Raw genomic sequence first — 14,024 nt, forward strand, 5'->3', positions numbered from 1 at the left:
ATTTTGAATATAACCAACCTTAATTTTTATAAATCCTTTAAAGAATGTCATGCTGAGCGCAGTCGAAGCACGTTTTTAATTATTGTGTTTTTATTTTCTGTAGCAGCTTGGTCGCAAGAACCTACAGCTCAAGATTCGGTTAAAACAGGGTTTGATTTAGGAAGTATTAAAACACCGGACCCTAATAGTATTGAGTCTAAATATACATATGACGCTACAACAAATCGTTATATTTATACTGAAAAAATAGGTAGTTTTAATATCAATTACCCCGTTATTTTAACACCTAAAGAATATTACGAATTAGTAGCAAGAGAAAGTGTAAAAGAATATTATAAAGAAAAAATAAGTGCCTTTGACGGTAAAAAAGAGGGCGCCGATGAAGCTCAAAAAAACCTATTGCCCGAGTTTTATGTGAAATCTGATTTTTTTGAATCTATTTTTGGAAGCAATACCATTGAAGTAGTGCCACAAGGCTCTGTGGAAATGGATTTAGGGATGCTGTTTTCAAAACAAGACAATCCGTCATTTTCGCCAAGGAACCGAAGCAATTTCACCTTCGATTTTGACCAACGTATCAGTTTAAGTTTGATGGGCAAAGTAGGAACGCGTCTTCAAGTAACCGCCAATTACGATACACAATCTACCTTCGATTTTCAAAATCTTATAAAATTAGAATACACACCAACTGAAGACGATATCATTCAAAAAATAGAAGTTGGTAACGTAAGCATGCCATTAAACAGCAGTTTAATTACTGGTGCGCAAAGTTTATTTGGTGTAAAGGCCCAATTACAATTTGGAAAAACAACCGTAACAGGGGTGTTTTCTGAGCAAAAATCACAAGGCAATACCGTAGTGGCACAAGGTGGTGGTACTTTAGAAGAATTTGAATTGTTCATTAGAGATTATGATGAAAATCGCCATTTCTTCCTAGCACAATATTTTAGGGATACTTACGATAAAGCCTTATCGACCTATCCGTATATTAATAATGGCGGACTTCAAATAACAAGACTTGAAGTTTGGGTTACCAACAGAAGCAACAGAACCGAAAATGTTAGAAACGTGGTGGCGTTGCAAGATATAGGCGAGTCCGATCCAGAAAAAGTGGGTTCTGCCGTTACCATTTTTGCAGCACCAACAGCATATCCCAACAATGAAAATAATGCCTTCGATCCCACCAATGTAGGAGGCGCAGGGTCTCAACTTACAGATGCTATTAGAGATGTGGCTACCGTACAAAATGGTATAACCGTACCAAATGTGCGAGAAGGCTTTGATTATGCCAAGTTAGAAAACGCCCGAAAGTTAATAAACGGACAAGAATATATTTTAAATACCCAATTAGGGTATATTTCGTTAAACCAACGATTGAATAACGATGAGGTTTTAGCCGTGGCATTTCAATATACCTTAGGCGGGCAAGTGTACCAAGTAGGTGAGTTTGCCAACGATGGTGTAGATGCAACCAATGTAACAACCAATGGGTCGGGACAAGTAACAAACGTGGTTAACAGTAATTTAATACTTAAGTTATTAAAAAGCAGCATCACAAATGTTACACAGCCAGTTTGGGATTTGATGATGAAAAACATCTATGATACAGGTGCATACAACTTGAGTTCAGACGATTTTAAACTGAATATTTTTTACAACGAAGCATCGCCTTTAAATTATATAAAGCCTGTAGGTTCTACAGCGTTTCCTCCGCCAGGTCCTAATGAAGACCCATTGCAAGAAACACCTTTACTAAGAGTGTTTAATTTAGATAAATTAAATTTCAACAACGATCCGCAATCTAATGGTGATGGTTTTTTCGATTATGTTGAAGGCATTACGGTACTATCGCAAAGCGGAAAAATTATTTTCCCAAGCGCAGAACCTTTTGGTGAATACCTCTTTAATAAATTATCACTTAATGCCAGTGAAGATTATGATAACAATGCCACATACAACGAAAACCAAGTAAAGTATGTATACGATGTCCTTTATAACAGTACCAAAACAGCTGCTCTAGAAGCCGTTGAAAAAAACAAATTCAAATTAAAAGGGCGTTATAAATCCAGTGGAAGCGATGGTATTCCTATTGGATCATTTAATGTGCCTCGAGGTTCAGTTCGTGTTACTGCGGGTGGTCGTGTGTTGGTAGAAGGCATTGATTATACCGTAAATTACCAATTAGGGCGTGTTCAAATTTTGGATGAAGCGTTAAAAGCATCCAACACCCCTATCGAAGTTTCAACCGAAAATAATGCGGTGTTTGGTCAGCAAACAAGACGCTTCACAGGTATTAATGTAGAACATAAGTTTAACGAAAACTTTGTATTGGGGGGAACGCTTTTAAATTTAAATGAACGCCCCATTACACAAAAGGCAAATTATGGCACCGAACCTATTAATAACACCATTTTTGGAATAAACGGTAATTATTCAACCAAGGTACCGTTCTTAACCCGATTAGCAAACGCCTTACCAAATATTGATACCGATGCAGAATCGAATGTATCATTACGTGGTGAGTTCGCCTATTTAGCACCAGGGTCTCCAAAAGGCACCAGCTTAAAAGGTGAAGCCACCTCCTATGTTGATGATTTTGAAGGTACCCAAAACTCTATTGATTTAAAATCGCAACAGTCTTGGTTTTTATCAAGTAGACCGTTGGACTTAACAGCATCACCGGGTGATGATAATAATGGTATTCAAAATGGTTATGGTAGAGCCATGTTAAACTGGTACAATATTGATCCCATTTTTTATACTAGCCAACGACCCAATGGTATATCAGATAACGATTTATCCAGTTTGTATACCAGTCGTGTTTTTATAAATGAGTTATTCCCCGATAGAGATTTGGTACAAGGACAAAATACGGTTTTGAGCACCTTAGATTTGGCGTATTATCCAAACGAAAGAGGGCCATATAATTTTGACCCTTCAGCAACAAATGATGTTATTAATAACCCTGAAACCTCTTGGGCGGGCATTACACGCCAATTAACATCAACCGATTTTGAACAACAAAACGTGGAGTATATCGAGTTTTGGTTGCAAGATCCGTTTCAAGAAAATCCATCAAATCCAGGAGGGAAATTAGTGTTCAATCTTGGTAATATTTCAGAAGATATTATTAAAGATGGTAGAAAATTGTATGAGAATGGTTTGCCAAAAGATGGAAATATTGATTTGCTTCCTGTAACGGATTGGGGTACAGTAATTCCTCAAAATCAATCTCTAGTTTATGCATTCGATACCACAGGGCAAGAGCGCACCAATCAAGATGTTGGATATGATGGGTATGATGATGCGGAGGAAGTTGCAACTTTTGGATCTAGTTTTGGAAGCGATCCATCAAAAGATAATTACGCGTATTTTTTAAACGCCGACGGCAATATTTTCGATCGCTATAAAAATTACAATGGCGTAGAAGGCAATACGCCCGACACTTTTTCAAATACCGATAGAGGTGCCAACACCCAACCCGATGTAGAAGATATTAATCGTGATAATACCATGAACACGATTGATAGTTATTACGAATATGAATTGCCAATTACGAGACAAAATTTACCAACATCAAAATCTGATTTTGATAATCTTCCTGACAGCAATCCTTTAAAAGAATTCTTAGTCGATTTTAAAGACCGACCTCGTGCACTTCCTAATGGGCAGAATCCAAATGTTAGATGGTATTTATTTAGAATTCCAGTACAAGGCAGTCTTGCAAAACCCGTTGGAGGGATTACCGATTTAAGGTCGGTAAGATTCACACGTTTATTTCTTAAAGAGTTTACAGAGCCTACGGTTTTTCGTTTTGGAACCTTGGATTTAGTACGTAGCGAATGGAGACGTTATACACAAACCTTACAAGATGATAAAGATGATCCTGCAGATGACAATACCGAGTTTTCAGTAGGTGTTATTGGTACGCTGGAAAACGAAGGTAGTTATCAAAGACCACCAGGTATAGACCCTGAAGAGTTATATAACAACAATACGGTCGTTCAACAAAACGAGCAATCATTACTTGTTAATGTATGTAATTTAGAATCGCAAGATTCCAGAGGGGTTTATAAAAACATTAATTTAGATATGCGCCAGTATAAGCGTATGCGTATGTTTATGCACCTTCAAGAAGAAGGTACGGGCATACCTACTAACAGTACAGTTGTCGGTTTTGTACGTATGGGTAACGACCTCACAGAGAATTACTATCAAATAGAAATCCCTCTAAAAGTATCTGAATCTGCATCAAGAGAAGGGCTTTGGCCAGAAGAAAACGAAATTAATTTACCCATAGATATTTTAGGAAAAATTAAAGCCTTGGAAATCGCCAATCCTACTTTGCCTTCTGAAAAACAAAAGTTTTATGATGTTATTGATGGTAAATTGGTAGATACGCCAGTTGATGAATTTTCAACATATGTTATTGGTCAACATCGTGTTACTATAAAAGGTAATCCTAATTTTGGAGATATAAGAACCTTAATGGTTGGAGTTAAAAATCGTGTTCAGGATGGTTTAAATGATGGGCCGCCACCTACATCACCGGTTTGTGCCGAGGTTTGGTTTAATGAACTTCGCTTATCCGATATGGATAACGAAGGAGGTTGGGCAGCCGTGGTAAGTTTAGATACCAATATTGCCGACTTTATGAACATCAGTGCCACAGGAAGACAAAGCACCTCTGGTTTTGGAAGTATCGAGCAAGGTCCTAGCCAGCGTAGTTTGGAAGATGTAAAACAATACGATGTGGTGACCAATATTAATGTTGGGCAATTGTTACCAAAAAAATGGGGCATTCAGGTACCGTTTAATTATGGGCAAAGCGAAGAATTGATCACACCTAAATACGATGCGTATTATAAGGATTTAACTTTAGAGTCTCGTTTAGATGCAGCCAATACCAATGCCGATCGTGAAACTATAAAAGAACAATCGGAAGACTATACAAAACGACAAAGCATCAATTTTATTGGTGTTAGAAAAACCAGAACTACCGAAGCGAAACCTCGTTTTTATGATGTGGAGAATGTTACCTTAAACTATTCTTACAACAAAGTAGAACACCGAGATTTTGAAATTGAAAACGCGGTTAACAAAACAGTACGTGTTGGGGCAAATTATGCATTCAATTTTAACCCTCTCAAAGTTGAACCTTTTAAAAAGAACGACTCTTTATTTACGGGCAAGTACTGGAAGTTTTTAAAGGATTTGAACTTTAATTTATTACCATCAAGCTTTACTGTAAACTCAGATATTAACAGACAATTCAACAGACAGAAATTTAGGGAAGTAGAACTTGGTGACGGCAATATTGGTATTGAAGAGTTATTCAGAAGAAACTATACCTTCGATTTTCAATATACCATTAATTACAATTTAACAGAATCGTTGAGTTTAAACTTTACAGCGGCAAATAATAATATTGTTAGAAATTATTTTAAGGACAATATCATTAACGGTGAGCAAGATGAAACCTTAGATGTTTGGGATGGCTTTTTCGATTTTGGAGACCCTAACAGACAATCGCAAGACTTAGGTATTAACTACCAACTGCCAATTAATAAAATCCCAACTTTTAGTTTTGTTAATGCTACGTATCAATATAGTGGCAATTTCCAATGGCAAAAAGGGTCTGATTTATATGGGGAATTAGTATTTGAAGATGAAAATGGCATCGAAAGTGGTCCCTACGATTTAGGAAATACCATTCAAAACGCCAATACCCACAATATCAATACAACCTTAGATATGAACAGGTTTTATAAATATATTGGATTGGTTAAAAAACCAATTTCTAGAGCAAGAGCGAGAACCACACCAACAACGCCAAATGCGAACCAAAATAATACCAATCAACCAAAAATAAAAAACCAGTCGGTGACCAAGTTGCTAAACGCAGGGGTTGATATTTTGACAAGTATTAAAAGAATTCAACTTAATTATTCAGAAAACAACGGCACATTTTTACCGGGTTATCTACAAACACCTGGGTTTATAGGTACCTTAAAACCAACAACTGGTTTTACATTTGGTAGCCAAAGTGATATTAGATACTTAGCCGCAAGACGTGGTTGGTTAACTTTGTTTCCGGATTTTAATCAGCAGTACACAACAACAAACACGAAACAACTGGACGTGTCGGCTAGTTTAGAGCCTGTAAGTGATTTGAAAATTGATATTGTTGGAAACAGAACTTACTATGAAAACTACACCGAAAACTTTAGGGTTGACCCTAATACTTACGAATACAATTCGTTAACCCCAAATACCTTTGGTAATTTCAATATTTCGACACTTTTGATTAAAACCGCTTTTAGTAAAAGTGACGAAACGGCATCGGGTGCGTTTAACGACTTTAGAGCTAACAGACTTGTAATTGCACAACGCTTAGCGCAAGAAAAAGGTGTTGATATAAACGATGTGGATGCCGATGGGTTTCCTAAAGGCTTCGGAAAAAATAGTCAAGCCGTATTATTGCCAGCATTTTTAGCCGCTTATTCGGGGCAAGATGCGAGTAAAGTAAAAACCTCGGCATTTAGAGATGTGCCTATTCCAAACTGGGATTTAAAATATACAGGCTTCATGAAATATGCTTGGTTTAAAAAGAACTTTAAACGTTTTTCTTTAACGCATGGCTACCGTTCAACCTATACCATCAATCAGTTTCAAACGAATTTAGATTATGTACAACCAGATTTCAGTATAGATTATGATGACATCCCTCCAGGTAGTAATGTTTTAAATCAATCGGGTAATTATAAAAACAAAACCTTGTTCAGTAATATTAACTTAACCGAAATGTTCAGCCCGTTAATTCGCATAGATTTTGAAATGCAGAATTCGGTTAAAATATTAACGGAAATTAAAAAAGACCGTTTGTTGTCGCTTAGTTTCGATAACAATTTAATGACCGAAGTACAAGGCATGGAATATGTATTGGGCTTAGGTTATAGAATTAAAGATTTGCGTATCAATTCCAATTTGGCGGGACCAAGCAAACGTATTGTAAGCGATTTAAATATGAAAGCTGATATTTCCATAAGGGATAATAAAACCATTATTAGGTATTTAGATTTAGAAAACAACCAAGTAACCTCAGGTCAAACCATTTGGGGTATAAAATATACGGCCGATTATGCTTTTAGTAAAAACCTAACAGGCATCTTTTATTTCGATTATACGTTCTCAGAATATGCTATTTCAACAGCATTTCCACAAACAACCATTAGGTCTGGTTTTACCATTAGATATAATTTTGGGAATTAATCGCAAAAATAGGCCTCTAAACCTAGTTTAGAGGTTTCAACGAAATTAGGTGCAAAAAGGGGCATAGAAAAACAATTGATATAAATTAAAACAGGCTCTTAAATAACAAAAGCTTTTGCTTATTTAATATTTCGTTTAATGCCGGTTTTTATTTTATGAATCTATTTGAATTTAAAGTTTGAATAAATACATTTGCCCAATACTAACTTAAAATAATAAAATGAACATTCCATCAGAATTAAAATATACAAAAGACCACGAATGGGTGCGTATTGAAGGCGATATAGCAACCGTTGGTATTACGGATTTTGCACAAAGTGAATTGGGTGATATTGTATATGTTGAAGTAGAAACGGTTGACGAAACATTAGACGCCGAGGAGATTTTTGGAACCGTTGAAGCGGTAAAAACAGTATCCGATTTGTTTTTGCCATTAACGGGTGAAATTGTTGAGTTTAATAGTTTATTAGAAGATGAACCAGAAAAAGTAAACACCGATCCTTATGGTGACGGTTGGATGATAAAGTTGAAGTGTTCAGACTTGTCTCAGGTAGAAAATTTAATGTCTGCCGATGCTTATAAAACCCTTATAGGTGCTTAAAAAGCTGTTACTTTTAGTAAGCATACTTTATACATTGGTATTGGCTGCAGTGTGCTTGATTAAAATTAAAAAGCTTCCAGAAATAGGCGTGTCTTTTGGTGACAAAATATTTCATTTTTTAGCATATATGGTGTTGGCCTTTTTATGGTTTAACACTTTTTTCAATACATTTAAGCTTGAAAAAAAGAAGGCATTAACCTATGCTGCGCTTTTTTCAATAGTATTTGGTATAATTATTGAGGTATTACAAGGAACAATAACAGTATCACGATCATCTGATGTTTATGATGTTATGGCAAATACAATGGGCGTGTTTCTTACGGTAATAATCGTATTCATTAGAAATTTGATTACTATTAAAAAATAACAAACACTTGCTTATTTGATAAATAAATAGTTATTTTAGCAATCTTGAAAAACAATAAAATTATGGAACCTAAAAAAAATCCTAAAGCAAATGTTGGACGTAACAGTTCACTTTATTTCGCTATTGGTTTAGCGTTGATGTTATTTCTAACAAATTTCGCTATCAATTTTAAAACTTACGATAAATCGGATATTGATGTAGGCATGGTAAATATGGAAGAAGAGTTAGAAGAAGAAATTCCATTAACTCAGCAATTACAAGCACCGCCACCACCACCGCCACCGCCAGCAGCTCCAGAAGTTATTGAGATTGTAGAAGATGAAGTTGAAGTTGAAGAGACCGTTATAGAATCTACAGAATCTGATCAAGAACAAAAAGTAGTAAAAGTTGAAGCGGTAAAAGTAGCACCTGCAATTGAAGAAGATGTTGAGGTTCCTTTCGCAGTCATTGAAAACGTACCGGTATTCCCAGGCTGTGAAGGCGGCGATAACAATGCTAAAAGAGACTGTATGTCTAAAAAAATACAAGAGTTCGTAAGCAAAAAATTCAACACCGATTTGGCTGGAGAATTAGGTTTATCCGGAAGACAGCGTATTAATGTGATCTTCAAAATCGATAAAACAGGAACTGTAACAGGTATTCGTGCAAGAGCACCACACCCAGGTTTAGAAAAAGAAGCCACTCGTGTTATTGGTTTGCTTCCAAAAATGAAACCAGGGAAACAACGTGGTAAAGCGGTAACTGTACCCTATTCATTACCAATCGTTTTTCAAGTACAAGATTAATTTTATTAATATAAAAGAAGGCATTTTTAAATATAAAATCCCGTTACAAATTTTGTAACGGGATTTCTTTTTTGGTACACTTATTGAGACTTTATCATAATATTAACATTTTAAACTATAATTATTATGAGCAATTCAAAGAAAACTCACGAACCCATTCGGCAAAATGGAGAAATCGTGAAAAAGTCACAAAAGCATGATGCAAATTTACGAAAAAACTCGAGCCTTTATTTTCAAATTGGCTTAATTGTTTGTTTACTCGCAGCCTATGGACTGTTAGAGATGAAGTTTGAAAAAGCCATCCCTAAGATTGCAGACATCCAACCACCTAATGTTACTTATGTAGCAGAAATGCCTCTTTTTAGACCTGAAGTAGCAGTTGTTGAGGAACCTGTAAAACAAAAAGCTAGTAAACCAAAAAATGATGACTACGAGGTGGTTCCAGACACAGCTCCCGATGTTTTTGATAAACCAGAAAAACCAACGGTATCAGTTGTAAAACCACTTAATACTGGAGATGTGACTTTAGTAGATAAACCAGTAGAGCCTGAAGATGTAATTTTTGAAAAAATTGAACAGGTCCCTATCTATCCAGGATGTGAAAAGAAAAAAACAAATGACGAAAAACGTAAATGTATGTCCGATAAAATTACCCAATTAATTCAAAAAAAGTTTAATACCAATTTGGGCGGCGAATTAGGTTTATCTGGCAAACAAGTCATTCGAACACAATTCAAAATTGATAAAACAGGGCATGTTAAAGATATTCAAGTTAGAGGAACGCATCCCGATTTAGAAAAAGAAGCAGCACGTGTTATCAATATCATCCCAGAAATGACTCCAGGTAAACAACGCGATAAAAATGTTGGGGTTATTTATACCTTACCAATCGTATTTCAAGTTCAAGATTAGATTAGTTATAACTTAAAAATACTAAAAAGCCGTTATCAAATCCTCGATAATGGCTTTTTTAATAAGCGATTATTAAAAATATAGTATCTTTCGATTCTAAATCCAAGTCAATAAAAACCATGAAGCAATTCGTTGTTCTATTCCTACTTTTTACAAGTCTTACAATGTATTCCCAAAACAGGGCTTATAATGAAAAACCTCCTGTATTTCCTAATTGCGATAGCTTAACTATAGATAAACTGCAAACATGTTTTGACACGTATGTTTACAATCATATTTTCGATAATTTTAAAGTGCCTGAACAAGTTACAAAAGAGCATTATAAAGGTGAAGTCATTGTGCTTTTTGAGGTCGATACGATGGGACAATTTAAAGTGCTTTATGTCGAGGCGATGTACGATGAATTGAAAACCGAAGTGAAACGGGTGTTTTCGTTATTTCCAAAAGTAACACCGGCAACATACAATGGTCGAAAAACCTATAAGCAATATACCATTCCCATCCGCATACCTTTGGTTGATCAAACAGCAATACCCCAAGATATAGCCAAAGAAAACGAGCTGTCTGAGCTAGAGCAACAGGCCAAATCAGAATTTGATAGTGTGAATACTTCTTTAAAAGCATTTGAAAATAAAGCGTATTCCAGTCAGTTAAACATACCGTTTACGCATAGTGATTATGCGAGGTTTGACAGGGACATGAATATAGTTGGTGCCAACAGTCACACCGCATCCAAACCATTTATTTACGAAGACGTTTCGAGATATTACGATTTTAAAGCTGAAAAAGGCAAGTTGCTAAAAGAAACTGATACTTGGGTAGGAAGAAAACTTTGGAACGAACATTTGGTGCAATTACAAGGAAATGATTATTGGTTTACTATCGATCCTATTTTCGATTTGGAAACAGGAACGGATGCTAATGCCGATTTTAATTCCACTTATAACAATACGCGTGGGTTTTTAGTGCAAGGTGGTTTGGGTGATAAGTTAAGTTTTTATGCATCGGTTTTTGAAAGCCAAGGCAGATTTGCCCAATATGTAAACGAGTATGCCGAAAGTTTAAAAGCCTTTGGACCCGATCCTGCTATTATTCCGGGACGTGGTATTGCAAAGCGTTTTAAAACGGATTCTTATGATTATCCCGTGGCAGAAGCCTATTTGTCGTATAAGCCAGCTAAGTTTATTAACATCCAATTCGGGCATGGTAAAAACTTTATTGGAGATGGGTATCGTTCGTTATTATTGAGTGATGTGGCGAGTCCGCACCCATTTTTAAAATTAAACACATCTTTTTGGAAAATAAAGTATACCAATACGTGGATGTGGTTAAAAGATGTGCGTCCAGAAGTAGAAAATGACAAAGCGTTTTTAAGCAAATACATCGCCAATCACTATTTAAGTTGGAACGTTTCCAAAAAATTGAATATAGGATTGTTTGAGTCGGTGTTGTGGACCAATAGTAACGATAGAGGTTTTGATGTGAATTATTTAAACCCGATTATATTCTACAGAGCTATTGAATTTGAAACGGGCCAAGGTGCCGGAAATGCATTGCTTGGAGCTTCTGCTAAATATAAGTTTAATGATAACGTTAATATATATAGTCAGTTTATTTTAGACGAGTTTTCATTAAGTGATATAAAAGGAGGCGAAAAAAGTTGGAAAAACAAATATGGTTATCAACTTGGCCTTAAGTATTACAATGCCTTTAAAGTTGATAATTTATTGTTGCAGTTTGAGTACAATCGCATGCGTCCATATACCTATTCGCATAATACTATTGTGCTTAATTATGGGCATAACAACCAATCAATGGCGCATCTATGGGGAGCCAACTTTAGTGAAGCTATTTTAATTGGACGTTACCATTATAAACGCTGGTTTGCCGATGCTAAACTTATTTTTGGAGTTCGCGGATTGGATTTTAATGATGGAACGGATAATTTTAGCTATGGTGGCGATATTTATAGAGATTATAACGACCGACCTTTTGATACCGGTGTAGAAGTTGGGCAAGGCATCAAAACAAAAACCTTTAATGGCAATTTACAAGCAGGTTATGTCATAAATCCAGCATCAAATTTGAAGATTTTCACCGATATAACTGTTAGAAATTTTAATCCTGAAGCGGAAACAGCCACTACATTTAAAAACAATACGGTTTGGTTTAACTTTGGTATTAGAACCGATTTGTTTAATTGGTATTTTGATTTTTAAATTATTGTTTGAAGTTTTTCCGCTGAGACTCACAGAGTGTACACAGAGTTTTTAATATAAGCTTTCATTTAAATCTACCTCTGCGTGAGGGATGGCAGTGAAAAGCCCACAGCGACGCAGGAGCGAGGACTTGCAACCTTTCGTAAGCTACGCTTTTATCTTCAAATAAAAATATATTTTCATTTTCGATAATGCTCGAGATAAACTCCTAGCCCGACCTAGTTCCTGAACTTGTTTCAGGATATAGGGCACGCCCAAATAAATCAAATGGTTTTTCCAAAATAAATTACCAATAAAAAGCATTGCTAAAAATGCTTTAATAAAGTATCTTTGCACTCGCTATATTAAGCGGTTAAGTAAATATACTATTGGGCAATTCAAAAACGTCGGTAACAGTACCTTCTGTAATTTCAGATTTTAAGGAAATCACTAAAATGCGATTGGCATTAAGTGTGGTATTTTCATCACTTGCGGGTTATTTATTAGGTGTTGAAACAGTTGATTTTAAAACCTTGGTTTTATTGGCACTTGGCGGCTATTTTATGGTAGGTGCATCCAATGCATTCAATCAGATTATTGAAAAAGATTTGGATGCCTTAATGGATCGCACCAAGAATAGACCCATTCCTGCAGGTCGGATGTCGGTAACCACCGCATTTATAATTGCATCTGTTTTTACAGTGTTGGGTATTATTATTTTATACACCATCAATAAGCAAACGGCTATGTTTGGTGCTATATCCATTTTTTTATACACCTGCGTTTATACACCTTTAAAAACGAAAACACCTTTGGCGGTTTTTGTTGGAGCGATACCGGGGGCGATTCCGTTTATGCTAGGTTGGGTAGCAGCAACCGATGATTTTGGTATAGAACCAGGCACTTTGTTTGCCTTACAGTTTTTTTGGCAGTTTCCCCATTTTTGGGCTATTGGTTGGTTTTTGTTTGAAGATTATAAGAAAGGCGGGTTCTTTATGTTGCCAACAGGTAAACAAGATAAAGGCACTGCGGTTCAAACCATTATGTACACTATTTGGACGCTTTTGGTGTCTATTATTCCGGTTTTTGGTTTTACAGGTAGTTTAAAACTTTCTATCGTAGCAGCCATTTTGGTTTTTATATTAGGTTTGGGCATGTTATATTTTGCCATTCGATTATTTAAAGAAATGACCGAAAAAGCAGCAAAACAGTTGATGCTGGCAAGTGTTTCATATATAACATTGGTACAAATTGTTTACGTCATCGATAAATTTATAAGATAACCATGGATTTAACACAAGGTACTTTAGAAGAAAAAAATAACAGAGCAAAAAAAATGATGCTTTGGTTTGGTATCATTTCGCTTATTATGTCGTTCGCGGGATGGACGAGCGCCTTTGTAGTAAGCAGTTCCAGACCCGATTGGTTGAAAGATTTTCAATTGCCTAATGCTTTTATAATCAGTACGATTATAATTATGTTGAGTAGTGTGGCGTTCATGCTGGCAAAAAGAGCTTTAAAAAGTAGCCACAGTAAGGCTACAATGCTTTGGTTATTTATCACGCTTATTTTAGGTATTGTCTTTATTTTTTATCAATTTTTTGGCTTTCAACAAATTATTGATTTGGGTTATAATTTCACGGGTCCAACCAGTAATGTCACCATGTCTTACATCTATTTAATAGCAATTGTGCATATTTTACACGTTGTAGTAGGGCTAGTTTGTTTATTGGTGGTAATTTATAATCATTTTAAACAAAAGTATAAACCAACAAAAATGCTTGGTTTTGAACTTGCAGCAACCTTTTGGCATTTTATAGACATCCTATGGGTGTATCTCTTTTTATTTTTATATTTTATAAGATAAATAAATTGATTATTTTTGTCCA

General features: G+C 35.6%; 8 protein-coding genes. All 8 read left to right on the top strand.

Annotated elements, in window-relative coordinates; genetic code table 11:
* The first annotated feature begins 3 nt into the window (after positions 1–3).
* Positions 4–7,272: a T9SS outer membrane translocon Sov/SprA gene (gene sov, locus CJ739_RS09670; protein WP_117174764.1), complete on the top strand. Its 7,269-nt coding sequence runs from the start codon at positions 4–6 to the stop codon at positions 7,270–7,272.
* A gap of 220 nt (positions 7,273–7,492) precedes the next feature.
* Positions 7,493–7,873 (top strand): glycine cleavage system protein GcvH, encoded by a 381-nt coding sequence (gcvH, locus tag CJ739_RS09675; RefSeq protein ID WP_117174766.1) that lies wholly within the window; start codon positions 7,493–7,495, stop codon positions 7,871–7,873.
* Positions 7,866–8,240: a VanZ family protein gene (locus tag CJ739_RS20610; RefSeq protein ID WP_236951643.1), complete on the top strand. Its 375-nt coding sequence runs from the start codon at positions 7,866–7,868 to the stop codon at positions 8,238–8,240. The genes gcvH and CJ739_RS20610 overlap by 8 nt, the downstream gene beginning before the upstream one ends.
* A gap of 62 nt (positions 8,241–8,302) precedes the next feature.
* Complete coding sequence (locus CJ739_RS09685) at positions 8,303–9,025, top strand: energy transducer TonB (RefSeq protein ID WP_117174768.1); 723 nt, start codon at positions 8,303–8,305, stop codon at positions 9,023–9,025.
* A gap of 126 nt (positions 9,026–9,151) precedes the next feature.
* Positions 9,152–9,937 (top strand): energy transducer TonB, encoded by a 786-nt coding sequence (locus tag CJ739_RS09690; RefSeq protein WP_117174770.1) that lies wholly within the window; start codon positions 9,152–9,154, stop codon positions 9,935–9,937.
* 119 nt (positions 9,938–10,056) lie between these two features.
* Positions 10,057–12,156 (top strand): gliding motility outer membrane protein RemB, encoded by a 2,100-nt coding sequence (gene remB, locus CJ739_RS09695; protein ID WP_117174772.1) that lies wholly within the window; start codon positions 10,057–10,059, stop codon positions 12,154–12,156.
* Positions 12,157–12,524: 368 nt separating this feature from the next.
* Complete coding sequence (cyoE, locus tag CJ739_RS09700; RefSeq protein WP_117174775.1) at positions 12,525–13,418, top strand: heme o synthase; 894 nt, start codon at positions 12,525–12,527, stop codon at positions 13,416–13,418.
* Between the two features lie 2 nt (positions 13,419–13,420).
* Positions 13,421–14,002, top strand: coding sequence for a cytochrome c oxidase subunit 3 (locus CJ739_RS09705; RefSeq protein WP_117174777.1), 582 nt, complete (start codon positions 13,421–13,423; stop codon positions 14,000–14,002).
* Positions 14,003–14,024 lie beyond the last annotated feature (22 nt).

The sequence above is a fragment of the Mariniflexile sp. TRM1-10 genome (assembly GCF_003425985.1).
Taxonomy (GTDB): domain Bacteria; phylum Bacteroidota; class Bacteroidia; order Flavobacteriales; family Flavobacteriaceae; genus Mariniflexile.

Excerpts from the sequence above, each read along its gene's own strand:
- gcvH (WP_117174766.1), top strand. The coding sequence starts at position 7,493 with ATGAACATTCCATCAGAATTAAAATATACAAAAGACCACGAATGGGTG.
- remB (WP_117174772.1), top strand. The coding sequence starts at position 10,057 with ATGAAGCAATTCGTTGTTCTATTCCTACTTTTTACAAGTCTTACAATG.
- CJ739_RS09685 (WP_117174768.1), top strand. The coding sequence starts at position 8,303 with ATGGAACCTAAAAAAAATCCTAAAGCAAATGTTGGACGTAACAGTTCA.
- CJ739_RS09690 (WP_117174770.1), top strand. The coding sequence starts at position 9,152 with ATGAGCAATTCAAAGAAAACTCACGAACCCATTCGGCAAAATGGAGAA.
- CJ739_RS09705 (WP_117174777.1), top strand. The coding sequence starts at position 13,421 with ATGGATTTAACACAAGGTACTTTAGAAGAAAAAAATAACAGAGCAAAA.